This window comes from Clostridium frigidicarnis (assembly GCF_900111985.1).
In the GTDB taxonomy this organism is placed as follows: Bacteria; Bacillota; Clostridia; order Clostridiales; family Clostridiaceae; genus Clostridium_Z; species Clostridium_Z frigidicarnis.
In genome coordinates this window covers 26,827-53,240 of record NZ_FOKI01000014.1, presented here as the reverse complement: position 1 = coordinate 53,240, position 26,414 = coordinate 26,827, and the positions used below count along the sequence as shown (strand labels likewise).

The 26,414-nt window shown below is 28.7% G+C and carries 23 protein-coding genes and 2 other annotated features (1 of these 25 running past the window's edge); of the genes, 18 read left to right on the top strand and 5 right to left on the bottom strand.

The features are described 5' to 3' along the window. Window positions 1–238 precede the first annotated feature (238 nt). The gene (locus BM119_RS10195) at window positions 239–676 is read left to right on the top strand and encodes an ACT domain-containing protein (protein WP_090041178.1); all 438 of its coding nucleotides are present in this window, start codon (window positions 239–241) and stop codon (window positions 674–676) included. Window positions 677–1,332: 656 nt separating this feature from the next. Continuing rightward, window positions 1,333–1,588, top strand: a binding site (T-box leader). Between the two features lie 77 nt (window positions 1,589–1,665). Then, a complete protein-coding gene (gene metG, locus BM119_RS10190; protein ID WP_090041177.1) occupies window positions 1,666–3,606 on the top strand; it encodes a methionine--tRNA ligase in 1,941 nt (646 codons plus the stop codon). A gap of 181 nt (window positions 3,607–3,787) precedes the next feature. Here metG and BM119_RS10185 read toward each other — a convergent pair whose 3' ends face one another. After that, window positions 3,788–4,474, bottom strand: coding sequence for a Crp/Fnr family transcriptional regulator (locus BM119_RS10185; protein ID WP_090041175.1), 687 nt, complete (start codon window positions 4,472–4,474; stop codon window positions 3,788–3,790). Between the two features lie 322 nt (window positions 4,475–4,796). Here BM119_RS10185 and BM119_RS10180 point away from each other — a divergent pair, with 322 nt between their 5' ends. Further along, window positions 4,797–5,963, top strand: coding sequence for a DUF445 family protein (locus tag BM119_RS10180; protein WP_090041173.1), 1,167 nt, complete (start codon window positions 4,797–4,799; stop codon window positions 5,961–5,963). Window positions 5,964–6,037: 74 nt separating this feature from the next. Here BM119_RS10180 and BM119_RS10175 read toward each other — a convergent pair whose 3' ends face one another. Next, on the bottom strand, window positions 6,038–6,244 hold the full coding sequence (locus tag BM119_RS10175) for a cold-shock protein (protein WP_090041171.1): 207 nt from the start codon (window positions 6,242–6,244) through the stop codon (window positions 6,038–6,040). A 116-nt stretch (window positions 6,245–6,360) separates the two neighbouring features. On the opposite strand from BM119_RS10175, the gene BM119_RS10170 reads away from it, so the two are divergent. The 10 genes from BM119_RS10170 to BM119_RS10125 all read left to right on the top strand — a co-directional run bounded on the left by BM119_RS10170 (window position 6,361) and on the right by BM119_RS10125 (window position 15,664). Continuing rightward, window positions 6,361–7,137 (top strand): TatD family hydrolase, encoded by a 777-nt coding sequence (locus BM119_RS10170; RefSeq protein ID WP_090041170.1) that lies wholly within the window; start codon window positions 6,361–6,363, stop codon window positions 7,135–7,137. A gap of 273 nt (window positions 7,138–7,410) precedes the next feature. Then, window positions 7,411–8,433 carry a G5 and 3D domain-containing protein gene (locus tag BM119_RS10165; RefSeq protein ID WP_090041169.1) on the top strand — a complete coding sequence of 341 codons (1,023 nt, stop codon included), beginning with the start codon at window positions 7,411–7,413 and terminating at the stop codon, window positions 8,431–8,433. Between the two features lie 438 nt (window positions 8,434–8,871). Then, on the top strand, window positions 8,872–9,408 hold the full coding sequence (gene rnmV / locus BM119_RS10160; RefSeq protein ID WP_090041167.1) for a ribonuclease M5: 537 nt from the start codon (window positions 8,872–8,874) through the stop codon (window positions 9,406–9,408). 12 nt (window positions 9,409–9,420) lie between these two features. Continuing rightward, entirely contained in the window at window positions 9,421–10,260 is an 840-nt protein-coding gene (gene rsmA, locus BM119_RS10155) for a 16S rRNA (adenine(1518)-N(6)/adenine(1519)-N(6))-dimethyltransferase RsmA (protein ID WP_090041165.1), read from the top strand. A gap of 380 nt (window positions 10,261–10,640) precedes the next feature. Beyond that, entirely contained in the window at window positions 10,641–11,852 is a 1,212-nt protein-coding gene (locus BM119_RS10150) for a DUF7922 domain-containing protein (protein WP_090041163.1), read from the top strand. A gap of 71 nt (window positions 11,853–11,923) precedes the next feature. Then, window positions 11,924–12,508: a hypothetical protein gene (locus tag BM119_RS10145; RefSeq protein WP_090041162.1), complete on the top strand. Its 585-nt coding sequence runs from the start codon at window positions 11,924–11,926 to the stop codon at window positions 12,506–12,508. A 106-nt stretch (window positions 12,509–12,614) separates the two neighbouring features. Further along, on the top strand, window positions 12,615–13,370 hold the full coding sequence (locus BM119_RS10140; protein WP_090041160.1) for a prolipoprotein diacylglyceryl transferase: 756 nt from the start codon (window positions 12,615–12,617) through the stop codon (window positions 13,368–13,370). Window positions 13,371–13,422: 52 nt separating this feature from the next. Further along, complete coding sequence (locus BM119_RS10135) at window positions 13,423–14,256, top strand: YhfM domain-containing protein (protein ID WP_090041158.1); 834 nt, start codon at window positions 13,423–13,425, stop codon at window positions 14,254–14,256. 12 nt (window positions 14,257–14,268) lie between these two features. After that, window positions 14,269–15,114: an Mrp/NBP35 family ATP-binding protein gene (locus tag BM119_RS10130; RefSeq protein WP_090041156.1), complete on the top strand. Its 846-nt coding sequence runs from the start codon at window positions 14,269–14,271 to the stop codon at window positions 15,112–15,114. 361 nt (window positions 15,115–15,475) lie between these two features. Beyond that, the gene (locus BM119_RS10125; protein WP_090041154.1) at window positions 15,476–15,664 is read left to right on the top strand and encodes a ferredoxin; all 189 of its coding nucleotides are present in this window, start codon (window positions 15,476–15,478) and stop codon (window positions 15,662–15,664) included. Between the two features lie 32 nt (window positions 15,665–15,696). Here the strand turns inward: BM119_RS10125 and BM119_RS10120 are convergent, their stop codons facing one another. Together BM119_RS10120 and BM119_RS10115 are read right to left on the bottom strand one after the other, a co-directional pair. Beyond that, entirely contained in the window at window positions 15,697–16,134 is a 438-nt protein-coding gene (locus BM119_RS10120) for a PadR family transcriptional regulator (protein ID WP_090041245.1), read from the bottom strand. A gap of 14 nt (window positions 16,135–16,148) precedes the next feature. Further along, on the bottom strand, window positions 16,149–16,994 hold the full coding sequence (locus tag BM119_RS10115) for a DegV family protein (protein WP_090041153.1): 846 nt from the start codon (window positions 16,992–16,994) through the stop codon (window positions 16,149–16,151). A 326-nt stretch (window positions 16,995–17,320) separates the two neighbouring features. On the opposite strand from BM119_RS10115, the gene nrdD reads away from it, so the two are divergent. The 5 genes from nrdD to BM119_RS10095 all read left to right on the top strand — a co-directional run bounded on the left by nrdD (window position 17,321) and on the right by BM119_RS10095 (window position 24,784). Then, window positions 17,321–19,435, top strand: coding sequence for an anaerobic ribonucleoside-triphosphate reductase (gene nrdD, locus BM119_RS10110; RefSeq protein WP_090041151.1), 2,115 nt, complete (start codon window positions 17,321–17,323; stop codon window positions 19,433–19,435). 202 nt (window positions 19,436–19,637) lie between these two features. Further along, complete coding sequence (gene nrdG / locus BM119_RS10105) at window positions 19,638–20,150, top strand: anaerobic ribonucleoside-triphosphate reductase activating protein (protein ID WP_090041149.1); 513 nt, start codon at window positions 19,638–19,640, stop codon at window positions 20,148–20,150. A 278-nt stretch (window positions 20,151–20,428) separates the two neighbouring features. Continuing rightward, a complete protein-coding gene (locus BM119_RS20410) occupies window positions 20,429–20,554 on the top strand; it encodes a hypothetical protein (RefSeq protein ID WP_278336790.1) in 126 nt (41 codons plus the stop codon). Between the two features lie 174 nt (window positions 20,555–20,728). Further along, window positions 20,729–22,234 carry a leucyl aminopeptidase gene (locus tag BM119_RS10100; protein WP_090041147.1) on the top strand — a complete coding sequence of 502 codons (1,506 nt, stop codon included), beginning with the start codon at window positions 20,729–20,731 and terminating at the stop codon, window positions 22,232–22,234. Between the two features lie 396 nt (window positions 22,235–22,630). Continuing rightward, window positions 22,631–24,784 (top strand): YhgE/Pip domain-containing protein, encoded by a 2,154-nt coding sequence (locus BM119_RS10095; RefSeq protein WP_090041146.1) that lies wholly within the window; start codon window positions 22,631–22,633, stop codon window positions 24,782–24,784. Between the two features lie 89 nt (window positions 24,785–24,873). Here BM119_RS10095 and asnS read toward each other — a convergent pair whose 3' ends face one another. Then, a complete protein-coding gene (gene asnS, locus BM119_RS10090) occupies window positions 24,874–26,265 on the bottom strand; it encodes an asparagine--tRNA ligase (RefSeq protein ID WP_090041144.1) in 1,392 nt (463 codons plus the stop codon). A gap of 55 nt (window positions 26,266–26,320) precedes the next feature. Continuing rightward, window positions 26,321–26,414 (bottom strand) — a binding site (T-box leader) (it continues 162 nt past the right edge of the window).

The following is a 26,414-nucleotide window of genomic DNA, read 5'->3' as shown; positions in this document are numbered from 1 at the left end:
TTAGGCACATTCAAAAAAATAACAATTCAGTATGCTAGTGTATTTCGTGTCATACTGCGTCAATAATATTAGAAAATAGCCCTGCTATGAATGAATATTAATTCTTTGTTTTACTCAAAATATATATAGCATCTTTGACTTGTTATTTTCTTTCATGTACCTTATTGATTAATTTTCATAATGAGGGTATCATTAAATTTGAAAAATAAAGATCATATTAACTTAAAAGGTGGTAAATATGGCAGAAAAATTTTTAATAGTAAATAGTAGGGTATTACCTGAAGTTTTTGAAAAAGTAATACAAGTAAAGGAACTTATTTACAGTGGTCAGGTAAAAGATATCTCAGAAGGTGTAAAACACGTAGGTATAAGCAGAAGTACTTATTATAAATACAAGGACAACGTATTTCTTGTGTCAGAAGGGCTTAAGGGTCAAAAGGTTACCATGGGGCTGCTTTTAAATCATACAACAGGTGTGCTTTCAAAGATACTAGATAAGATAGCTGATGAAAATGGAAATATACTTACAATAAGTCAGGATATACCTATAAACAATGCAGCAAATGTTAGTATAACTTTTGATATATCTCAAATGAAAGTAAACATAAAAGACCTAATTAACAGATTTGAAAAGATAGATGACATAATTAAAGTAAGCTTAATAGCTATGGAATAGTAAAAAAATGACAGTGGGGGACACTGTCATTTTGGTTTGGGGATAAAAGGGGGATTAATATCTAAAATAAATTAGTATTCCTTTAAATTAAGGATGTTTAAGTGTATGATTAAATTATAAAGAGAATAATAATAATTGTCAATAGATAATGGTTATTATGTTTGATATTTTTATTATACGAATAAATTATAAAGAATTTTAATTCTAAAATTATGGTAAACCCAGAGTTGAAGGTCTTTTGAATTGAGAATTTACAACATTAATTTGTCACTTTTAACTTGTCACTAAAAAAGGGCATAGCCTTTTTTTTGCTTTATAGGATATTGTAAAATTTCAAATTTGTGTATAACTTTGATGACTATTAAAATACATAGATTTTTTAGTTGATAATTGAAGGATAAATCTTCTTAGGAAGATTTTGAAACTTAAAAAATATAATTAAAGAAAATCTGTGATTTTTATCCTAAACTTTCAACTCTCCACTTTCAACTCTCCACTTTCAACTAAAAATGGTGCAGCCTTTTGTTCTTGATATTAACTAAAAAATAGGAATTTATTATTAAAAGATAAGCTACTATACAACATAGAGTAAAGCTAAATAATAAAAATTAGTTGACATATATAGTATATTTGAATATTATATAAGTAATAAATTTTTAAATGTTATGAAGAGAAGAGTAATAATGCAAACAATCTAAAGAGAGCTGGGAATGGTGAGAACCAGTGATTTAAAGCTTTATGAATATGGACTCGGAGCAAACTTACTGAATAAGTATTTCTTTTTAAGTGAGTTCGGTAGCAACCGTTATATTGCATGGTGATAAAAACCTTAAAGGTGGAGTCACTTATAGAGATATTATTGGTAACAATAATATGAAATAGAGTGGTAACGCGTAAATATATGCCTCTATGTAGAAAAAAATTTCTGCATAGAGTTTTTTTTATTTTAAAGTAAATAATAATATTAATGAATTTAGGAGGAATAAATTATGTGTGATAAGAAAAAATTTTATATTACAACTCCAATTTACTATCCATCTGCAAAGCTTCATATAGGAAATACTTATACAACAGTTGCAGCAGATGCATTAGCTAGATTTAAGAGATTAGCAGGATATGATGTGTTCTTTTTAACAGGAACAGATGAGCATGGCCAAAAAATCCAAAGGTTAGCAGAGGAAAAAGGTGTTGCTCCTAAGGAATATGTTGATGAAATAGTTGCTGGAATAAGAGAATTATGGGATCTTATGAACATAAAGTATGATAAATTTATAAGAACTACTGACAAGTACCATGTAAAAGCAGTTCAAGATATATTTAAAAAACTTTATGACCAAGGGGATATTTATAAAAGTTCTTATGAAGGTTTATATTGTACTCCATGTGAATCCTTCTGGACAGAAACTCAATTAGTTGATGGAAAATGTCCTGACTGTGGAAGACCAGTTGAAAAAGCTAAGGAAGAAGCATATTTCTTTAAAATGAGTAAGTACGCAGATAGATTAATTGAGCATATAGAAAATAATCCAGATTTTATACAACCAGAATCAAGAAAAAATGAAATGGTTAATAACTTTTTAAAGCCAGGTCTTCAAGATTTATGTGTATCTAGAACATCTTTTAATTGGGGAATACCAGTTGAGTTTGATAAAGAACATGTAGTTTATGTATGGATAGATGCATTATCAAACTATATAACTGCATTAGGCTATGGAAGTGAAAACTTAGATTTATATAATAAGTATTGGCCAGCAGATGTACATTTGATAGGAAAAGATATATTAAGATTCCATACTATATATTGGCCAATAATGTTAATGGCACTAGATATCGAATTACCAAAACAAGTATTTGGTCACGGATGGTTACTTGTTGATGGTGGAAAAATGTCTAAATCAAAAGGTAATGTTGTAGATCCAGTTATACTTGCAGATCACTTTGGAGTAGATGCTATAAGATATTATCTTTTAAGGGAGATACCATTTGGGGCTGATGGATTATTTACTAATGAAACATTTATAAAGAAAATAAATGCAGATCTTGCAAATGACCTTGGTAACTTAGTATCAAGAACAGTTGCAATGGTGGAAAAATACTTTAATGGTGTAATTCAAGCGCCAACTGCTAAGGAAGATATAGATAATGAATTTATAGAATTAGCATTAAATACACCTAAGCTTGTTGAAAAATCTATAGATGAATTAAAAATTCCTGAAGCTCTTTCACATATATGGAATTTAATTTCTAGGTCTAATAAATATATAGATGAAACAACTCCTTGGATACTTGCTAAAGATGAAAGTAAGCAAGAAAGACTTGGAACGGTACTTTATAATTTAGTTGAAGCATTAAGATTTACATCTGTTTTAGTAAGTTCATTCTTACCAGATACAGCAGAAAAAATAAATGCTCAAATAAATGTAGATTTAACTACATGGGATAGTTTAGCATCATTTGATGGAACTCAAGCTGGAAGTAAAGTTAAAAAAGGTGAAGTTATATTCCCAAGAATAGATGTTGAAGCTAAAATAGCTGAATTTGAAGCATTAAAAGAGGCACAAGAAAAAGAAAATAAAAAACCAGTAATGGAGCCTCTAAAAGAAGAAATAACAATTGATGATTTTGATAAGATAGATTTAAGAGTTGTAAAAGTTCTTGAATGTGAAGCAGTTCCAAAAGCTAAAAAACTTTTAAAATTAAAAGTTGAGTTAGGTGAGGAAACAAGACAGGTTATATCAGGAATAGCTCAACATTATAAGCCAGAAGAATTAGTTGGTAAAAATGTTGTGTTAGTAGCTAATTTAAAACCTGTAAAACTTAGAGGAGAGTTATCCCAAGGAATGATATTGGCAGTATCAAATGATGATGACTCTAAACTATTTACTGTAGATGTACCAGCAGAACTTTTAACTGGAAGTCAAGTAAGATAATACATTTCAAAATATAAATAAAGATTTAAGGCACATTCAAAAAGCTGTGAAATTAAATGTTTTAAATTTAATTTCACAGCTTTTAATTTTAAGTATACATATTATTTTTTTAGTTGAGAATTGAAAGCTTTAATTAGTGACAACTTGTAACTTGCCATTTGAAACTTATCACTTAAAAAAGTTAGTTCATCATATCTTCCAGCATTTCCAAATCTTTAATAATTATAATGTCTCTATCATAATCAATTATGCCATCATCTTTAAGTTTAATTAATTCCCTAGAAAGAGATGGTCTTTGTACACCTAATTTATCTGCCCATTCTTTTTTAGAAGTTGTAAGTTTAATTTTGCTGTTATTGTTATTATTTTTGTATTCACTTAAAAGAAACTCGCATATTTTTTGGCGAATAGTTTTTAGTGTAACTTCTTTAATCTTACTACTTAAAGCAAAGGCTTTATTAGACTGTATCTTTAAAAATTCATATAAGAATGTAGAATTTGATTCACAAAGCTTAGCTAAGGAATCTTTACTTATATTAAGTATAATAGAGTTTGAATCTGCTACAACAGTCATAGGATATGAGTTGCGATCTCCAAAGATAAGATTTTCACCAAAAACATCTCCAGATTTAAATCTAGAAACTTTCAATATTTTTCCGGAAATATCTATCTTTTGTATTTCTACACCACCATCTAAAATTACACTTAAAGATGTACAGAGATCATCTTCCATAAATATAATATCATTTTTTTCATATTTACTTATTGTGTAGTTAATATGAGAAAATATATTAGTTAAATCATTATTCTCAAAAACCTTAAATAATTTGTTTGTCTTTAAAATATCTAGATAGTTTAATATATTCATATAATCACCTATTAAGGCATATTCAAAAAAATAACAAGTCAGTATGCTAGTCTATTTTGTGCCATACTGCGTCATCGATATTAGCCCATAGTCTATAATGTGAACTAATATCACTTTCTTGTCTGACACAAAATATACATGGCATCTTGGATTTGTTATTTTCTTTCATGTGCCTAAAACTAATTTACAATAATTATAGCTTTTAATTTATAGCATATACAAGAAAAACTTAAGTTATTCTAAGACAATATTGAAATACATGTAAATAAAACATATAATCAATATTGAGTTGTACTATATAGTATAAAGAGGAGGAGAAAAAATGAAATATATAATAGCTTGTATTACAGGAGCCTTTATAGGGTATATAACAAACTGGTTAGCTATAAAAATGCTTTTTAGACCTTATACTGAAAAAAGAATATTAGGAATAAAAATACCATTTACACCTGGTCTTATACCAAAAGAACAAAAAAGAATAGCTAAAAGCGTTGGAGAAACTGTTGGTAAACATTTATTATCAAAAGAAACTTTAGTTAGTGAACTGTGTAGTGATAAAATTTATAATCACATAGAAAAACTAATAAATGATAAAGTTATTAGTTTGGGAAAATCAAACTTGAAATTAGGCGATAAATTAATGCCATTAAAAAACAATATTAACAATAAAATTATAAACTTGGGGAAAAGTCAGAAGGTTAAAGGTGCTATAAAGAATTTTATTAATAGCAAGGGAAGTCAGCTAAAGAATAGTGATTATACTGTAACTGAAGTAATTGGAAACAAAAGTGTAGATGTTATAAAGATGTATGTAGAGAAAAATAAAGAAACTATAAGTTTAGATATAGTTACGGCAATAAAAGATCCTTTAATGGAAAATAAAATAAAATCAGCAATTTCATCAGGGGTATCATCTAATGTTAATCCATTAATGGCTATGTTTATAAATGCAGATACTATATATGAAAAAGTAATATCATATATAGAAAACAATATTTACAAACCAGATATCCAAAATGAAATTATTTTAATGATATATAAAATAATAGATAAAATAGGAAATCAAAATATAAAGGATATAATTGAAGAAATTGATTGTGAAGATAAAGAAAAATTACTAGAACTGTTAAGTGATAAAATAAGTATACATATATTAAATGAATCATTAATAAATTCTGCCATAGATAATATTTTCGATATAAACATATCAGATTTAATTAATGGTAATGAAAATAAAATAATAGCAGTTGTAAATAACATAGTGAAAGGTTCATATTCAAACTTTATAAGTAAACAGGGAGAAGAAATTGTTGATTTATTAGATATAGAAAGAATAATAGAAAATCAAATAAATTCATTTCCAGTTGAGTTTGCAGAAAAACTTATAGTTGATATTGCTAATAAAGAATTAAAGGCAATAACATGGTTAGGTGCATTATTGGGCTGTATTATGGGTATTTTATCACCTATATTATCATCTTTATACTAGAAAAAAGTACGCTATAAAATGTATACATTTTATAGCGTACTTTTTAATTCAGTAATTTATGGTTTAATATAAAATTACTCTTTTGAATTAGATATAACATTAACAGCTTGATTTCCTTTATCACCTTCTGCTATATCAAAACTAACAGATTGACCTTCTGCTAATTCTTTAAAGCCATCATTAACAATCGCTGAAAAGTGAACGAAAACATCATCTCCATTTTCAGTTGTTATAAAACCAAATCCTTTTTGAGCATTAAACCATTTAACAGTTCCTTGCATAAAAAAACCTCCTAAAGTTAATACATAATATATGATTTCCTATACTCCAATTAATATACTTATTTTAATAATTAGGTTATAATTTACATATAATTTTAAATATAGGAGTGAGTTTAATGGATATAAAGATATTTGATTCACATGCTCATTATGATGATGAATCGTTTAATGATGATAGAGAAGCTGTAATAGAAGATATAAAATCTAAGGGAGTAATAGGGGTATTAAATTGCGGCGCGTCATTACAGGGTGCTAGGGGTTCAGTGGAGTTATCTAAGAAATATGATATGTTTTATGCTGCAGTTGGAATACATCCTGAGTATGCCAATGAAGTTACTAAAGATGTTTTAGAAGAAATAGAAAAATTAGCTTCTTTTGAAAAAGTAAGAGCTATAGGTGAGATTGGGTTAGATTATTACTGGGATACAAATCCACCAAAGGAGACTCAAAAAGATGCATTTAGAAAACAAATGGCTTTAGCAGAAAAGTTAAATTTACCAGTTGTAATACATGATAGAGATGCACATGAGGACACATTAAATATTATGAAGGAATTTCCTAATGTAAAAGGTGTAGTTCATTGTTTTTCAGGGAGCGTTGAGTTCTCTAGGGAATGTTTGAAATTAGGATATTACATAGGATTTACTGGGGTTATAACATTTAAAAATGCAAAAAAAATAATTGAAGTAGCAAAAGAGATACCATTGGATAGAATATTAGTAGAAACAGATTGCCCCTATATGTCACCAAGTCCTTTTAGAGGTAAAAGAAATCAATCTAATTATATAAAGTATATAGTTGAAAAAATAGCGGAAATAAAAGAAATTCCAGTAAATGATTTAAATAATCAAACTATTTCGAATATAAAAGAGTTGCTAAGTTTAAAAAGATAATATAGAATATACATAAACTATAAAAAAATAAATGGAAAAAAATTCAAACAACAAATATTACAATATAAATATGTTAAATAATCACCATACTCTTGGGATAGCTGAGTTTTTATTCACCCTACTGACAAAGATAACGCAATCATATAATTTTTTATACAGATTTTTTTATTAGGGCTTTTATGAGTGCTTGTCGATGATTTTCTTGCAAATTTGACAAGTTTCTACATGCAAGCTATAATGTACAAGTATGTTTTGCCAGAGGGAGGTAATGGAATGGTTGAGAAGTTTAAAAATATTTGTAAGCAGTACTTTTCAAATGGTCCAAAGGCGGCATTTATAATGTCATTAGTTGTAGTTGGGATAGTTGTTACTATCGTTAGTATGAGAAAGACAGTTGTAGTTGTTATAGACGGAGAAGAAAAGAATGTAGTAACTTATAAAAGGACCGTTGAAGGGGCTCTTAAGGACAACAGAATTGAAGTTGGACAAAAGGACAAAGTAGAGCCTAATTTAGACACCAATATAGGGAATCATGACATAATAAATATAAAAAAGGCTGTTAATGTTGAGATAAAAGTTGATGGTCAACAGGTAGACATTTTAACAGCTGAAGAAGACATAGAGTCTATGCTAAGAGCAGAAGGAATAAACGTAATAGAAGAAGATAGGGTTCTTCCAAGCAAAGATTCTAGAGTACATGATGGAATGGAAATTCAAGTAGTTAGAGTTGAAACAAAAACACTTACTGAAACTCAACCTATAGATTACAATACAGTTGTAAATAAGGACGATAATTTAGCAAATAATCAAACTAAAGTTGTCCAAGAAGGTTCAAATGGTGAGAGAGAAGTTTCAGTTAGAGTAGTTTATGAGGATGGAAAGGAAGTTTCCAGAAAAATCATAAGTGAAAATGTTGTAAAACAACCAACTGATAAGATCATGTTACAAGGAACTTTGGGAGTTCTAAATCTATCTAGAGGTGCTGCAGATCAAACTTTATACAAATTATCAATGCAAGTTAGATCAACAGCATATTGTGATACTGGAAATAATGGAAATCACATTACGGCATCAGGAACAGCAACAGTTAGAAATCCAAATGGATATAGTACTATAGCGGTAGATCCAAGAGTCATTCCTTTGGGATCAAAGGTTTATGTAGAAGGATATGGATATGCTATAGCTTCTGATACTGGTGGTGCTATAAAGGGAAATAGAATAGACTTGTTTTTTGATTCTCCAAGCGAGGTATATAATTGGGGAGTAAAATATGTAACTATGTATGTCTTAAAATAAGCAGTAGTTGAGGGGTATGCCCCTCCTACTGCTTATTTTATTTATGTAGCAAAATATAAAATTTTTTGATTCTAAAATGATGATAAAATCTAAGAATAAAGACAGTTTTTTAATTGAGAACTTTACAGAGTGACAAGTTTAGGATAGATCGTTTTAGGGAGATTGAAATGAATTGACAATTGACGATTGAGAATTGACAATTGAAGGATAAATCTTCTTAGGAGGGTTTTAAAATTTTTAAAATATAATTAAAGAAAATCTGTGATTTTCAACCTGAACTTTCAACTTTCAACTCTATATTTAGGAAGTCTGTGACTTCCAACAATAATCATCAATTGACAATTATCAATTCTCAATTAAAAAAGGGCGCAGCCTTTTGTTCTTAATAAATTGTGTGTATAATATATAAATAAGGTTTAGTGAAAGGGAGTAGAATAATTGATTAAAGAAGTTATTGTTGTAGAAGGTAGAGATGATATAACAGCGGTAAAAAGGGCAGTAGATGCTGAACTTATTGCAGTAGGCGGCTTTGGAATAAATAAAAAAGTAATAGATAGGATAAAAGAAGCACAAAAAAGACAGGGAGTTATAGTGTTAACTGATCCTGATTTTGCTGGAGATAAAATAAGAAGAATAATATCAAAAAGAGTAGAAGGAATAAAACATGCATATATAACACAAAGCGAGGGCACTAAAGGTGATGATATAGGTGTTGAGAATGCCGAACCAGAAGTAATAATTAAAGCTTTAGAGAAAGCAAAATGCACAGTTAAAGAAAAGCGAGAAGAATTTAATATTCAAGATATGATGTTTTTTAAATTAGTTGGAGATCCTAACTCAAAGGAAAGAAGAGATAAGCTTGGAAAAGAGCTTGGGATAGGATATTGTAATGCAAATCAGTTTATATCTAGGTTAAATAATTTTGGGATAACGAAGGAAGAGTTCGTTAAAGCTATAAAGAAAATTAATATTTAGGAGATAAGATATATGGATAATAAGACTAGAGAGATAGTTGAAAAACATAAGTTTAAATTTAGCAAGAGTTTAGGTCAAAACTTTTTGATTGATGATACGGTTTTAGATGACATTATAGTAGGTTCAGGAATAAATGAGGACGATTTTGTTATAGAAATAGGTCCAGGGGTAGGTACGTTAACTAGAGTAATGTTACCTAGAGCTAAAAAAGTAACAGCAATAGAACTTGACTCAGATTTAATACCTATATTAATAGAAGAATTAAATGAATTTCCTAATTTTCAATTAATACATAATGATGCATTAAAGGTTGACTTTAATGAAATCATAGGTGATGAAGAGAGTGTAAAGCTAGTAGCTAATTTACCTTATTATGTGACAACACCTATAATAGTTAGGCTTTTAACAAAAGGGTATAACTTTAAATCATTAACAATAATGATTCAAAAAGAGGTAGCAGAGAGAATAGATTCGGAACCTAACTGCAAGGAATATGGATCTTTATCAGTTTTAGTACAATACCATTGCAATACAAAAATAGTTAGAAAAGTATCACCTACGTCATTTTTGCCAAGACCAAAGGTTGATTCTATAGTAATAAGATTAGATAAATTAGATAAACCTAGAGTTGAAGTTGAGGATGAAAAATTGTTCTTCAAGGTTGTAAGAGCATCATTTAATATGAGAAGAAAAACTTTATGGAATGCATTAAAGCCTTTAGGGTTAAGTAAAGAAGATTTAGAGAGTGCATTTATAGAATCAGGAATAGATCAAAAAAGAAGAGGGGAAACTTTATCGCTTGAAGAGTTTGCAACTCTAGCTAATTCAGTATATAAGTTTTCAATCAAATAAGACATATTCAAAAATAATAATAAAACACATTAAGGTAAAATAATACTTTAATGTGTTTTTTATTTTAAGTAAGCATATAGTTTTTGCAAGATTGTCCAGAAATAAGTGGTAAGAGAGTTGCAGGTTTGTAGTTGAAAAGAACAGTGTTATAGCTGTGAATTTTTATAGTTGGTAGCCATAGAATAACTGTATAGTATGCAGTTGTCATCTCAATTTTTAGAAGGTGGGAGTATTACAGTACCAGGTTATGTTATGAGTTTTTATTAGAGCAAGTTAAGTAATGATTTAAAATAGTATATAAATAAAAGAAATAAATAGGAAAGTTTTTACATGTTATACATATAATATAATGAGTAAAAATATGTGGAGGTAACATAAAGGTGTCTAGTAGTAAGAAGCCATATAGTAGATATTTTATAATTTTACAAGAAGATGAGAAAGGATACTCTGTTTCACAAGATAAACAGATATCCGGATACGCAAAAGTAGAAACAAAAAATGATAAATGTAAAGTATCCTATTACGTTCAAAATATAAAAAAGGATAAAAATAATTGTTACATGATATTGATATGCAATAAGAAAGATTGCAAAAAAATTATTAATCTAGGGATATTGAACATAGATGATAATGGTAGAGCTGACGTTACCTATGAGTATAGCCTAGATAATATAGGAGGAACAGGTATAGAAATTGACAAAGTAGGAGGAGCTGCTATTGTCAAATTTATAGGAGAAAAAGTTGTATATTTAATGCATGGATTTGCATCAAGTGATATACCTCAGGGATTTAAAAACTATGGAATGATTAATTGTAAGAAAGAGGAAATGAAAGAGATTGAAAAAGATATTAAGAACGATGAAAAGGATGAGTATAAAAAGAAAGAGGAGCATAAAAAGAAAGATGAGGATGTAAAAAAAGAACATAAGAAAAAAGATGAAAAAGTAGAACCTAAAAAATGTAAAGATGATGATTATGATAGTGAAACAAAGGAGAAAGATGATGATAAAGGCAAAGATGATGATTATGATGATAAAGGTAAAGATGATGATTGTAAATGTAAAAAAGTAGAATTTGATAATTATGAGAGAGAAATTGATGAGCAAATAAAAGATGAAAGAAGAGAAGAAGAAAAAAAATTAGAAGAGATGATAGATGAAAATCCTAAAGGCAGTATGGGAGAATTCTTTAAGAGTGCAATGTTGGGATTTGAAGAAGCTAAAAATATATGCCCTAATATGAATAAATGTAAATGGTATAAAATACCAGTGGAAGAATTGGATACTATGTGCAACATGTCAAATTACAATAAGTATACAATAGCATATTATCCTATGTTGAATTACTTCCCATATATAAGAAAGCATGGCCATTATATGATGGGACTAATGTACGATGCTGATGGGAATATGAAGTATCTAGTATATGCTATACCAGGAACCAAAGATAAATGTGAACAACCTTATGGAGGAAAATCAGGTTTTGTTACTTGGATTACTGAAAAAATACAAAATGAAAAAGAAAGTGAAATGGGATATTGGGTTATGTTTTATGATTTTAGAAATTCTATGATAGTAGTTCCTATGAAATGATCTAAGTATATTTTAGCATGTCCATATATTGTATGGACATGTAATACATAGAAGAAAAGAGGGTTAAAGGTATGAAGTCTTTTAATGTAAATAATAAAAGATTGGGAGTAACATTAGTTGTTGTAGGATTAGTTATTATTTTGTTTGGATTGCAAATTAATTTTCAGGGAAATATTAGAGAACTTGCATTGAAGAATAGTGGATTAGATGAGTTTAAAGAATATAGGGTTTTAAATGATAAATTAATATATGGATTGCCAGAAGTATGGAGTTCAGAAAATGGAGAATATAAGGTAAGTGACATATTATATCATAGTTCATTTAGCTCATCAGATATAGGCTTAAACGGATATATAGAAGTGTGGAGCAATGAAGATGCATTAGAGACGTTTATTGATAGAAGCAAAGATTATACGGTTAAAGAATATACGTATGATAAATATACGTCAAATAAAGTACAGTTAGATTCAAATGAAGCATATGAAGTAAGTTATAATATGAGTTCAAAGGATAAAAGCTATAATATATATGAGTATTTTGTAAGCTTAAATAATAATGTTATAAAAATTTCTTTTTCTGTGGATAAAACTAAGGACAAAGAAAGCAACAATTTAGTATTTAAGTCAATAGTTAATACAATTAAATATAAAGAGTAGTGATTTTTTTAAATTTAATTGATAAAAAAAAACTAAAGTATTATAATTTAAACAAAGAGAATAAGAGAAGCTATATAGCTTCTCTTTTTGTATTAAGGAGGGAAACATGAAGCCAATATTATTTGATGTATGGGGTTTTAAAGTTTACGGATATGGTTTTATGATAGCAATAGGAATAATATTTGCTATTATCTTATTAACAAAAAGAAGTAATAAGGCAGGATATAATGAAGACCATATTTTAAATATGACTATAATATCTATAATAGCAGGTATTTTAGGCGGAAAAATTCTATATATTATAACTGACTTTAAATCTATAATTAAAAACCCAGAAATTTTAAGAGACTTTGGAGCTGGATTTGTTATTTATGGAGCAATAATTGCAGGAGTATTATCAGTATATTTATATGCAAAAAGAAAATCTTGGGACATTCTTGAGGTCTTTGATTTAGTTATTCCTAGTTTACCATTAGCTCAAGGCTTTGGAAGAATAGGATGCTTACTTGCAGGGTGCTGTTATGGAGCTGAAACTAATAGTGTATGTTCAATAGTTTTTACTGGCTCACAGTTTGCCCCTAATAATGTACATTTACATCCAACTCAAATATACTCATCTATTTTTGATTTTATCTTAGCTGCTGTACTTATATGGTATGATAAGAGAAATAAAGGTAAGGGAAAAACATTTATATTATATTTAATCTGCTATTCAGCAGGAAGATTTTTTGTAGAGTTTCTTAGAAATGATCCAAGAGGGAATGTTGGTAATTTATCAACATCACAATTCATTTCTATATTCGTATTTATTATAGGTGTATATTTGTTTAAAACACATTCAAAAAATAACAAGTCAGTATGATAGTCTATTTTATTTCATGTGGCTAATATAGATAAATTAAAGGAGAAAAAAATTGAAAAAGATAAATAAAAAATATTTATATATTTTTCTTGTAGTTTTAATGTTTATACCTTTAAGTGGTTGTAGTAAAATCGACAACTTAAAAGTTAAAATGGGATTAAAGAATAATGATTTTGATTATATGACAGAAAATAAAGTTGATAAAATTGTAATACAAAGTAATAGAGATCCAAGATTTAGATTTGTTGTAACTGATAAGGGTACGATTCAGGATTTAAATAAAATATTATCAGAAGCAAAGGTTGCAAATGAAAAAACTTCATTAGAGCCAGATTATATATTTGAAATTCATCAAAATGATGAAACTGTAATAAAGTTTAATTATGTAGTTGGGCTTCAAGAAAAAAAACAAGGTAATTTTTATAATGATGATAAGGCATATGTAGTATCTAAAAGAATAGATAATGACATTATAAGAAACCTTTCTACATTGACAAAACCTAGAAAATTTGAAGAACTATATTATGATACTATATTAAAATTTATTGATAAATATGGAGAGTCATTTGATACGAATAAGAAAATAGGGGTAAATATTAGTGATGATGTAGAAGTTTTAAAATATGTATTATCAACGGATTTAGAATATTTTAAAGATAGGCTAAACGATAAATTACCTAATGCTGAGGTTGTAAATAAAAATAAAAATGATTTTGATATTTTAGTAAATGTAAAAACTTATGGATATAAAACAACAATATATAAGAGTATAATAACATTACAAGACAAATCTAATAACACAGAGAACAAGTATTATGTATTATGTAATTATGAAGATAATTCTTGGTCAATAGATGTTTCAAAAGAGAAACCAGAGGGATTTTAAGGAGGTTTTATTATGGGAAATTGTTCAACTTGTGCAAGTAAAAGTAGTTGTTCAAAAAAAGGATCTGCTGAAGGCGATTCTTGTGGCAAAATGATGCCTAAATATGGGGAAATAAAAAATATAATAGGTATTATAAGTGGTAAAGGTGGAGTTGGAAAAAGTACAGTTACTGGTATTATGGCAACTGAACTTGCAAAAAAAGGATTTAAGGTTGGAGTTCTCGATGCAGATATAACAGGACCATCAATGCCTAGATTTTTTGGAATAAACAATGAAAGAGCAAAAATATTATCAGATGAAAATGGAGAAAATATAACATTTACACCTGTTAGTACAAAGTTAGGAATAAAGGTTATATCAATAAATCTATTAACAGAAATAGAAGATCAACCTGTAATATGGAGAGGGCCAGTTATAAATGGGGTTCTTAATCAAATGTACCAAGACACTAAATGGGGGGAATTAGATTATCTATTAATAGATATGCCTCCAGGAACTGGTGATATAGCACTTACAGTTATGCAAAGCTTTCCTTTAACAAGTATGATTATAGTTTCAACACCTCAGGATATGGTATCAATGATAGTGAAAAAGGTTGTAATTATGACTGAGAAGCTAGAGGTTCCCGTTAAAGGTGTAGTAGAAAATATGTCATACATAGATTGTTTAAATTGTGGAGAGAAAACTAGAATATTTTCTAAAAAACCGGCTGCTGAGCATGCTCAATATTTAGGGTTACCTCTTATTGCAGAACTTCCAATAAATTTAGATTTAGTAGAGAGTTTAGAAGAGGGTTTGGCAGAAGATTACTTAATAAATACTGATAAATATACATTTTTAATAGACTCAGTAAAATAAATAATAGATAGATGTCTCTAAAATAAAGAGGCATCTATTTTTTTGATGTATAGAAAATTTTAACTCTAAAATGATGATAAAACTAAAGTTAAAGAGTTTTTCAATTGTAACGGTGTATAGATATTTTTATTCATTTATTAGATATTGTGGATTTTGAATTTATCGATAACGTTGAGAAACACTTCATATTGTGACAAGTTAATGATGTTTTTTGTTGCTTAAAAAATAATTTAACCTTAACTTGTCACTAAAAATTTGTCACTAAAAGAATGGAGTAGTCAATTTATAAGTAAGTTAGTATGAATAATTTTCGAGGGTATGATAAAAGATAGTATAGATTTTAAAAAGAGGAGGTGTAGTTATGAATGCACATGTGGATAAAGATGTCTGTATAGGATGTGGATTATGCCCATCTGTATGTCCAGCTGTATTTGATATGGATGATGATGGGAAAGCTAAGTCTATAGTTGATGAGATACCTTCAGAAGAAGAGGCTAGTTCCAAAGAAGCTGAAGAGAGTTGTCCTGTAGATGCGATAGCTGTCCAATAAAAAAATAAAGGATTTTAGATAACTAAAATCCTTTATTTATATAAATCTTGAAAAATTATTTTGAAAACCTCTAAAGCTTCCTCAATTTTAGTTTTCATTAGATATTTTTTGCTTTCAAATTCTTTAAACCCATCTTCCGTTAGACAATATATTTTTTGAAATTTCTTTTTTGGATCATCCCATTGACCTTCAACAAAGCCTTGCTTTTCTAGCTTTTTTAAAAGAGGATAAATACCGCCTGTACTAGGAATCCAAAGGCCATGTGTATTGTCACCTATTTTGTGAGAGATTTCATTACCATTAGTGGGTTCTAAACTAAGAATATACATAACGTATATGGGTAATAAACCTTTTGTAAAAACTTGACCTACAGCTTCTTTTTCTTTGGTAACTTTTTTTAGTTCGTCTAATTTGCTTTTATACTCTTCATACAATCTTTTCTCTTCGGCTTTTATATCATTATCATCCATGAAGCTAGCCATTCTTAATCATCCTTTTCTATAATTAACCCTACAAGACCAGGACCTGTGTGTACACCAAGAGAAGGACTTATTTCTCCAAAATAGGTATCGGTTACGTTATCTAGGGTTTGTATCTGAGATAAAAGATTTTTACTATCATCTAAGGAATCTCCATGTAGTATTGCTATTTTGCATTTAGATTCAGAAAGCGATTTCTTTGCAACATTAAGTAGCTTAGATAATCCTTGTTTTTTTCCTCGTATTTTTGCAAAGGTATAATATACACCTTCATCATTAACAGAAATTATAGGTTTTATATTTAATAAATCACATAAAGTTCCAGATACTTTACCTATACGACCACCTTTTTTTAAATATTCAAGGGTGTCTATAATATAGTATACAGAAACATTTTTTCTCATAGAATGAAGGTTTCCAACTATTTCATCAAAAGAAAGTCCTTGTGCTATCAAAGAGGCACATCTTAATATTATAAATCCAGTAGCCATAGTTAAAGTTTTAGAATCAAATATATGAATGTTTAACTCTGGATAATTTTCAGAAATTAAATTTAATGCATTAAATGTTCCAGATAATTCACTTGATATAGTTATAGCTATAACATGAGTGTATCCTTCAGATATAAGTTTTTTTAGTGTAGTATCCATATCTTCTATTGATGGTAAAGAAGTAGTTGGAACTTCATTACAAAGATTATTATAAACTTCACTTGGAGAAATTTCTATACGGTCTCTGTATTCACGATCCTTATATATGATTTTAAATGGTAGTAAATTTATATTATATTTCTCTAATAATTCCATTGAAACATCACAAGAACTATCACAGATTAAAGCTATCTTTTCCAAAATTGTACCCTCCTAAAATTTAATTATATATCATATTATATCACAACTGATAACTATATCAATACTGATATAGTTATCAGTTGTGATATTTATAAACTACATATTATGTTTATTTTAGATTGAATAAATGTAAAAATATAGAATATATAAAATGTTTTTTGTCAACAAGCGAAAACATGTAAAAAACTCTAAAAATATAAGAATATAAAAATTAAACCACTATAGCATAATAAAAAACTTAAAATTAAAATTGATAATAAATTAGGTTTGCATTATAATAAGTCAGTATGATTAATACTAGATATAGTGCTTTGGAGGTTTTAGATATGCTATATGTTGTGAAACGTGACGGTAGAAGGGTTGAGTTCAACTTTTTAAAGATAACAGAGGCCATAAAAGGGGCTGCTGATGAGATTGGATATACACTAAAAGAAAGTGAACTAATGGAAATTACTAAGAAAGTAATTAATTACATAGAAGATGAGAATTTAGAAAATGTTTCTGTTGAAAAAATACAAAACCTAGTTGAAAAAGGTTTAAGAGATAACGGGGCTAAAGAAATAGCTCAAGCATATTCTAATTATAGAAAAGAAAGAAATAAGGTTAGAGAAATAAAATCTGATTTAATGAAAGCTATTGGTAAGATTGGTATTGAAACAGATAGAGATAATGCAAATGTTGGGAATAATTTCAGTTCAAAATTATTAAGAATAGCTAGTGAATCAAATAAATGGTACAATTTAGCTTCTATGCCTAAGCATTTATCAAAAGCACACGAAAATGGAGATGTGTATTATCATGATTTAGATAGTTATAATTTAACTACAAATTGTTTGCATATTCCAACTAAAGAGGTACTTGAAAGAGGATTTAATACTGGATATGGAACAATAAATCCACCAAGAAGAATAGAAACAGCAGCAGAGCTTTCTTGTATACTTCTTCAATCAACTCAAAATGATATGTTTGGCGGTCAGGCTCATCCTGAATTTGATAATGATTTAGGATGTTTTATAGAGCCAACAAGAGAAGAAATAAGAAATGAATTATTGGAACTAGGAATAGAGGGGTATAAATTAGAGGAGCTTGTTGAAAAAAGATTAAGATCTAGAATACATCAGGCTATGCAGGGAATAGTTTATAACCTAAACACTATGCACTCAAGAGCTGGATCACAGGTTCCATTTAGTTCAGTAAATATAGGATTACCAGAAAGTAAAGATGCCGCTCTTTTATGTGAGATATTTTTATTAGAGTATGAGCAGGGGTTAGGTATGGGAGAACAACCTATATTCCCTAATATAATATTTAGAGTGAAAAATGGTGTGAACAGAGAAAAAGACGATCAATATCATTACTTATATAAATTAGCATGTAGGGTAGCAGCTAAAAGAATGAATCCTACGTTTATGAATATTGATGCTGATTTTAATAAAGAATATTATGATAAGGGATATACACCAGCTACTATGGGATGTAGAACTTATTTAATGAGCAATGTTAATGGTGAGCCAGGAACAAAAGGTAGAGGAAATATAGCACCTACTACAATTAACTTACCAAGAATAGGAATACAGGCTAAGGGAGATAGGAAGAAATTCTTCTCATTACTTCAAGCTAGATTAGACTTAGCTAAGGAATCATTACTTCATAGATATGGAGTTTTAAGACAGTTAAGAGTTAAGGATTTACCTTTTGTTGCAGGTCAAGGTTTAATGAAGGGATCTGAGAATCTATTACCTGATGATTCAATAGAACCTATATTAAAGCAAGGAAGTTGGGTTATAGGATTTATAGGATTGGCTGAAACATTAATTGCTTTAACAGGAAAGCATCATGGTGAAGATGAACAAATAAAAGAATTAGGTGTTGAAATAATTACTTTTATAAGAAATTATACAGATAAATTAACTGAAGAAACTAAGCTTAATTGGAGCACATATGCTACTCCAGCAGAAGGTCTGAGTGGAAAGTTTATAGCTCAAGATAAGAAGGTATTTGGTGAAATAAAGGGCGTAACAAATAAGGACTATTATACAAATTCATACCATGTACCAGTAGGATATCCTATATCAATAAAGGATAAAATAGAAATAGAAGCACCATATCATAAGCTATGTAATGCAGGACATATAACTTATTTAGAAGTTGATGATTGTCCTACAGGTGAAAATATAATGGATATATTAAATTTTGCATATAAAAACACTAATATAAATTATTTAGGAATTAATTTTCACATAAGATACTGTAGAGATTGTGGAACATATCTTCAAAGTAGTGATAGTAAATGTAAAAGTTGTGGTAGCTATAATATACAAGGTGTATCTAGAGTAACAGGATATTTAAGTCTAGACGAAAGATTTGGACCAGGAAAATATAATGAAAGAAAAGATAGATTAACTCATACATCAAATATGTTGGGTTATAAAAATTGTTAGGTTAAGGATTAAGGAACATTCAAAAAAATAACAAGTCAGTATGCTAGTATAGTTGACTTATTATTTTCTTTCATGTGCCTAAAGTTATTTTTAAAAATGCCTTAATAAATAGAGAATGTGTGGTGATAAGCTGAAAATATAAAGCATATTGCCACACATTCTTTAGGGTTAATATATATTACATATGGAAAGAGGAGAATATATGGATAAAAATATAAGGTTATCAGGTCTTATACATGAGAGCTTAGTTAATGGACCTGGAATAAGAAGAGTATTCTTTTCACAGGGATGCAAGCATAATTGTCATGGATGTTTTAATGTGGAGACTCACAGCTTTAATGGTGGTAACCTGTTTAATATGGATGAATTACTTTCTGATATAAAAGAAAACCCAATGATAAAAGGAGTAACTTTTAGTGGAGGAGATCCTTTTGAACAAAGTGACAAATTTTCATATATGGCTAAAGAGTTGAAAAAATTAAATATAAATATATGGTGTTATACAGGGTACAGATTTGAGAATTTAATAGATGATGAAAAAGAGAAGTGCCATTGGGGTGAATTATTAAGAAATATAGATGTTTTAATAGATGGTAAATTTGACGAAAATCGAGCTAGTGAAGATTTAAAATATAGGGGATCAGATAATCAAAGGATTATAGATGTTAAAAAATCTTTAGAGAAAAAAGAATTAATCTTATTTGATATAGAATAATATACAAGATTATTATAGTTAGGTACATTCAAAGAAACAACAAGTCCGTATGCTAGTCTATTTCGTGTCATACTGCGTTAGTAATATTAGCCCATAATTGGCTGGCACGAAATATACATGGCATCTTTGACTTGTTATTTTCTTTCATGTACCTTATTGATAAATTTTATATGAAAAACTAAGGTGTTTTAAATTAGGGTAAATAAACTTTTGCTTACAAAGTAATAATTAATAGAGTTTTTAGGAATCATATTAATTATATGAAGGAGGTAAGCAATATGACTAAATTTAAAATACTTAAGTTTATAATTATAGCTGTAGCTTTAACATTATCATGTGTAGTTATTATGAATAGTACAACGGGAGCTGTAAGAAGTTCAACTAGTATAGAAGTTGAACCTTAACAAAATGTTAAAAATTATTATTAACAAATAATCATTTTACATATTGGAATTTACTGAAAAATAATATATACTTATTTTAGGTACATTCAAAAAATAACAAGTCAGTATGCTAGTCTATTTGACTTATTATTTTCGTTCATGTACATTAATAGAACTTTAAGGGGGGTATATACTATGAATATAAAAATATCTGATATAGCTTGTGATAATATAGAAAATGTAGTAGTTCCCGTTTTTGAGGATGGGAAATCTGATTATATATGTGATGATGTAAAAGCTGTAATTAATACATTAAAAAATAAAGAACAGTTTAAGGGAAAGTGTGGAGAGGTATTTTTCTTTACTAAAAATGGAGAAAACAATTTTAAACAAGTAATTTTACTTGGTTTAGGAAAAGAAGAAGGATTAACTTCAGAAAAAATTAGAGTTGCATATTCTAAAGCTTTAAGAAAAGCAAAAGAACTAAAATTACAAGATCTTTCAGTTAGATTTTTTGAATCTGAGAAAGTATGTAGAAAAAGTAGAATAAAAGCTATAGCAGAGGGAATGGCTTTAGCTAACTATGCTTTTAATAACTATAAAAGTGATAAGAAAGAAAGTACAATTAAAAACATAAATGTAATAGGTGTTAAGGATGAAGATAAGAATAAAGTCCAAGAAGGATTAGATGAGGCCAATTCACTTATTAACGCAATTTATGAAGCTAGAAATTTAGTGAATGAACCAGCTAATACAATTTACCCAGAAACTTTGGCTAAAAGGGCTGAAGAATTAGGAAAAGAATTTGGGTTTGAGGTAGAAGTTTTTGGTGAAAATAAAATACAAGAACTTAAAATGGAAGCCTTTATGTCTGTTGCTAAAGGATCAAATCATGAACCAAAACTTATAGTTATGAGATATTTTGGTGATAAGGCAAATAAGGATAATGTAATTGGTCTAGTAGGTAAGGGACTAACTTATGATTCAGGTGGATATTCAATAAAGCCAACAGCAGGAATGGTTAGTATGAAGACAGATATGGCTGGAGCAGCAGCTGTAATAGGAGCTATGACTTCAATATCAAAAATGGATATTAAAGCAAATGTAGTTGCAGTAGTTGCAGCATGTGAAAATCTAATATCAGGTGCAGCTTATAAGCCAGGAGATATTATTTCTTCAATGGCAGGTAAGTCTATAGAAATCTTGAATACAGATGCAGAAGGAAGACTAACTCTTATAGATGCAGTACACTATATAATAGAGAAAGAAAATGCAACTAAGGTTGTTGATATTGCAACATTAACAGGTGCCGTTGTAGCAGCTCTAGGAAAAACAGTTACAGGAGTAGTTACTAATAATGATGAATTTTATAGTGATTTAGAGAGTGTATCTAAAGTATCAGGAGAGAAGGTATGGAAATTCCCTGCATTTGATGAATACAAAGAACTTATAAAATCTGATATAGCAGATCTTCAAAATTTAGGCGGAAAATATGGTGGAACTATAACAGCAGGATTATTTATAGGAGAATTTGTTCAAGATATACCATGGTTACATCTTGACATAGCTGGAACAGCAGATTCAAATGTTGAAAAAGAATATTTAACTAAAGGCGGTACAGGAGTTGGAGTAAAAACTCTTTATTACTTAGTAAAAAAAACTGTAGAGTGTAAAGAAAAATGTTGTTGTAATAACAAATAACATTTTTATATAAAAAATATAATATGAAAAAGTGAAGCGAGAAATTGCTTCACTTTTTTATTTTATAGGATATTATAAAATTTCAAATCTGTGGATAACTTTGATAACTATTAAAATATATAGATTTTTTAGTTGAGAATTGAAGGTTGAGAGCTGAGAGTGAAGGATAAATCTTCTTAGGAAGATTTCAAAACTTAAAAAATATAATTAAAGAAAATCTGTGATTTTTAGCCTAAACTCTCAACTAAAAAAGGGCGCAGCCTTTTTTTTATAGCAATATGTAACATTCTAAAACTTTAGTATAGATTCTAGTAATTAATTATATATAGGTTAGGGATTAATTTATTCTATATAGCAAATAATAGATTATATAAAAGATCAAGAGGGTGATAACATATGAAAAATATACTAAAAATATACAAAAGAGATATGAAAAGTATAGTTACAAATCCAATAGCTATTATAGTTATACTAGCACTAATATTTTTACCATCATTATATGCATGGTTCAATATTAAGTCATCTTGGGATCCATATAGCAATACAAAAGGTATAGCAGTAGCCATAGTAAATAACGACATAGGATCTAGTTTTAATGAAAAAGAAATACATATAGGCGATGAAATAATAGAATCATTAAAGACTAACGAACAAATGGGATGGCGATTTGTTGATGAAAAAACTGCTATGGATGGAGTAGAAAGAGGAGATTATTATGCATCAGTAATAATACCAGAAGATTTTTCGGAAAAAATAACATCTATAATTAATAGCAAAAAAATAGAAAAAGCTAAGCTTAACTATTATATAAATGAAAAGCTAAATGCAGTTGCTCCTAAGATAACAAGTAAAGGAGCATCCTCAATCCAACAAGAAGTAACCAAGAATTTTATAGAGACCGTAGATGGGGCAATTCTTGAGGCCTTTAATAAAATTGGAGAAGATCTTGAAGAGTATAGACCTAAAATTGGTGAATTTAAATCAGGAATACAGGAATTAAATGATAGGATGCCTGAAATAAAAGAAAAAATTGATTTAGTAGAAAAGGGTATTATAAAAGGAGAGGAGCTAACAGACTCGCTTCAAAAAAACATGCCGTTAATAGAGGAAACACTAAATAAAGGAGTTGAATTAACTAATTCATTTAAAGACTACTCAGCAAGTACAAAAGAAAATATAAATTCTATAGCTCCAACTTTAAAGAAAGATTTGCAGTATTCAAAAACAATATCAGATAATATCAATAGTTTAAGTGGTAAGCTATATGAATTAAATGCATCAGACGAAATACAAAAGGTTCTTAATAGTTTAAAAAATAAGAGCGTAGTTTTAAGAACGATGATTAGTAACACAAAGGATATAATAGATAAGATTAATATATCAAATTCACCAAATTTAAACATACTATCAGAACTATTAGGTTCTAAAATTAAAAAATTAGAGCAATATGAAAATGAAATAGATAGTGCTCTAGTACAAATAGAATCAGGAAACCAAGTAGCTAAAGAAACATTAGATGCTATAAATAATATTTCTAGAGATGTATCCAATGGGTTAGAAATAGCAATAAATGACTTCGACTCTAAATTTTTACCAGAAATAAATTCTGTTGCAGATAAAATCTATGATATAGCATCGAATTCTAATGTTTTAGCAAAAGAAGCAACCAGTAAGATACCAGATGTTAAAGACTTGCTAAATAAAATCTCTGTAATAGGAGAAGGTGGTAAGGAAGATGTTTATAAATTACAAGAAAAACTACCTGAGGTTCAGGTTATATTAAAAAAATTAAATGATAAGATTAATGAGTTAGATAATGCTGTAGATATAAATGAATTAATAAGGCTTCTTAAAACTAATCCTGAGGAAGGAAAAACATTTATATCATCCCCAGTAGAACTAGAGGAAACATCATTATTTAAAATACCTAATTATGGGTCAGCTATGGCTCCATTTTTCACAACTCTATCGCTATGGGTTGGAGGACTAATATTAGTATCAATATTATCAGTAGAAGTCCCACATGAATTTAAAGAAAAATTTAAATACTATGAGATATATTTTGGAAAAAGTCTATTGTTTATAACAATATCTTTACTTCAAGCATTATGTGTAAGTTTAGGGGATATATACTTTCTAGGGACATATACTTCAAATAAAACTGTTTTTGTATTAGGATCAATGTTTACTGGATTTATATTTATGAGCATTATTTACACCTTTGTATCTGTGTTTGGAAGTGTAGGTAAAGTTCTTGGAATAATTGGTCTTGTAATACAATTATCAGCATCAGGAGGAACATTTCCAATACAGGTTACTCCTGAATTTTTCCAAAAAGTAAATCCATATTTACCTTTTACTTATGCAATACAGTTAATGAGAGAAGCAACAGGAGGAGTAATATGGGATGTAGTAAGAAAGGATATCCTTATACTTTTAATATACGTTGCTATATCTATCTTAATAGCACTTGTATTAAAGGAGCCAATTAATAAGAGTAGCGTAAAGTTTGTTGAAAGATTTAAAGAAAGTAAACTAGGAGAACATTAAGTTAAGTGATAAGAGACCTATATCTAAGCAGTAATAATATATGTACAACAAAAAGGACTTGAAAATTAAATTTCAAGTCCTTTTCATAATTAAAATTCAAAATTTCCTGTAGTTCTTGGGAATGGTATAACGTCTCTTATATTAGACATTCCAGTTATATACATTATTAATCTTTCAAATCCTAATCCGAAACCAGCATGCTTAGTTCCGCCGTATTTTCTAAGTTCTAAATACCACCAGTAATCTTCTTTGTTAAGACCAAGTTCTTCTATTCTTTGTTCAAGAACATCAAGTCTTTCTTCTCTTTGGCTACCACCTATTATTTCTCCTATTCCAGGAACTAAACAGTCCATAGCGGCAACAGTCTTTCCATCTTCATTTAATCTCATATAGAAAGCTTTTATATCTTTTGGATAGTCAGTAACGAATACTGGCTTTTTAAATATTTCTTCTGTTAAATATCTTTCATGTTCTGTTTGAAGGTCGCAACCCCATTCAACAGCATATTCAAATTCTTTATCAGCTTTCTTTAAAAGTTCTACTGCTTCAGTATAAGAAACCTTACCAAATTCAGAAGAAACTACATGGTTTAATCTTTCTTTTAATCCTTTATCTATGAAAGAATTGAAGAATTCTATTTCTTCAGGACATTCATCCATAACATATTTAATTACATATCTAAGCATATCTTCAGCAAGCTGCATATCATCTTTAAGATCTGCAAAAGATATTTCAGGCTCTATCATCCAGAATTCAGCAGCATGTCTTGCAGTATTAGAATTTTCAGCTCTGAATGTTGGTCCAAAAGTATAAACATTTTTAAATGCTAAAGCAAAACATTCAGCATTTAATTGTCCAGAAACAGTCAAGTTTGACTCTTTTTCGAAGAAATCTTCTTTATAGTTTATTGAACTGTCATCATTTTTAGGAATATTGTGTAGGTCTAAAGTTGTTACTTTAAACATTTCACCAGCACCCTCACAGTCAGATCCAGTTATTAATGGAGTGTGAGTATATACAAATCCTTTTTCATTGAAAAACTTGTGTATAGCATAAGCTGCAACAGAACGTACTCTAAATACAGCGGAGAAAGCATTACTTCTAGGTCTTAAGTGAGCTATTGTTCTTAAGTACTCAAAAGTATGTCTTTTCTTTTGTAGAGGGAAATCACTATGAGATAGACCTTCTACAACTATGCTAACTGCCTTTATTTCAAATGGTTGTTTAGCTTGAGGTGTAGCAACTACAGTACCTTCAATTGTTAAAGAAGAACTTATAGGAAGCTTTGCAATCTCTTTGAAATTACATAAAGCATCATCAAATACTACTTGAAGATTTTTAAAGAAAGTTCCATCATTTAATTCTATAAATCCAAAACTCTTAGAGTCTCTAAGGGTTCTTATCCAACCAGAGATTGAAACTTTTTGATCCATGTATTGTTCTTTGTTTCTGTATAGTTCTTTAATAGAAACGTTTTGCATATAAATCATCCTTTCAAAAATAAATTTTTGTAAATAAAAAAGCCCTCCATCCACATAAAGGGACGAAAGGCATTAACTTCGCGGTACCACCCAAATTGTTATAAAAATTTATAACCACTCGATCAACATCATATAAATGTTGTTCTTCT

What these genes read in the sequence shown, in the direction of transcription:
- BM119_RS10130 (WP_090041156.1), top strand. Translation starts at nt 14,269, where the DNA reads ATGGGAAATTGTTCAACTTGTGCAAGTAAAAGTAGTTGTTCAAAAAAA.
- BM119_RS10170 (WP_090041170.1), top strand. Translation starts at nt 6,361, where the DNA reads ATGGATATAAAGATATTTGATTCACATGCTCATTATGATGATGAATCG.
- rsmA (WP_090041165.1), top strand. Translation starts at nt 9,421, where the DNA reads ATGGATAATAAGACTAGAGAGATAGTTGAAAAACATAAGTTTAAATTT.
- BM119_RS10145 (WP_090041162.1), top strand. Translation starts at nt 11,924, where the DNA reads ATGAAGTCTTTTAATGTAAATAATAAAAGATTGGGAGTAACATTAGTT.
- BM119_RS10180 (WP_090041173.1), top strand. Translation starts at nt 4,797, where the DNA reads ATGAAATATATAATAGCTTGTATTACAGGAGCCTTTATAGGGTATATA.
- BM119_RS10175 (WP_090041171.1), bottom strand. Translation starts at nt 6,244, where the DNA reads ATGCAAGGAACTGTTAAATGGTTTAATGCTCAAAAAGGATTTGGTTTT.
- BM119_RS10120 (WP_090041245.1), bottom strand. Translation starts at nt 16,134, where the DNA reads ATGGATGATAATGATATAAAAGCCGAAGAGAAAAGATTGTATGAAGAG.
- BM119_RS10140 (WP_090041160.1), top strand. Translation starts at nt 12,615, where the DNA reads ATGAAGCCAATATTATTTGATGTATGGGGTTTTAAAGTTTACGGATAT.
- nrdD (WP_090041151.1), top strand. Translation starts at nt 17,321, where the DNA reads ATGCTATATGTTGTGAAACGTGACGGTAGAAGGGTTGAGTTCAACTTT.
- metG (WP_090041177.1), top strand. Translation starts at nt 1,666, where the DNA reads ATGTGTGATAAGAAAAAATTTTATATTACAACTCCAATTTACTATCCA.
- BM119_RS10095 (WP_090041146.1), top strand. Translation starts at nt 22,631, where the DNA reads ATGAAAAATATACTAAAAATATACAAAAGAGATATGAAAAGTATAGTT.
- BM119_RS20410 (WP_278336790.1), top strand. Translation starts at nt 20,429, where the DNA reads ATGACTAAATTTAAAATACTTAAGTTTATAATTATAGCTGTAGCTTTA.
- BM119_RS10100 (WP_090041147.1), top strand. Translation starts at nt 20,729, where the DNA reads ATGAATATAAAAATATCTGATATAGCTTGTGATAATATAGAAAATGTA.
- BM119_RS10185 (WP_090041175.1), bottom strand. Translation starts at nt 4,474, where the DNA reads ATGAATATATTAAACTATCTAGATATTTTAAAGACAAACAAATTATTT.
- nrdG (WP_090041149.1), top strand. Translation starts at nt 19,638, where the DNA reads ATGGATAAAAATATAAGGTTATCAGGTCTTATACATGAGAGCTTAGTT.
- asnS (WP_090041144.1), bottom strand. Translation starts at nt 26,265, where the DNA reads ATGCAAAACGTTTCTATTAAAGAACTATACAGAAACAAAGAACAATAC.
- BM119_RS10195 (WP_090041178.1), top strand. Translation starts at nt 239, where the DNA reads ATGGCAGAAAAATTTTTAATAGTAAATAGTAGGGTATTACCTGAAGTT.
- BM119_RS10125 (WP_090041154.1), top strand. Translation starts at nt 15,476, where the DNA reads ATGAATGCACATGTGGATAAAGATGTCTGTATAGGATGTGGATTATGC.
- BM119_RS10165 (WP_090041169.1), top strand. Translation starts at nt 7,411, where the DNA reads ATGGTTGAGAAGTTTAAAAATATTTGTAAGCAGTACTTTTCAAATGGT.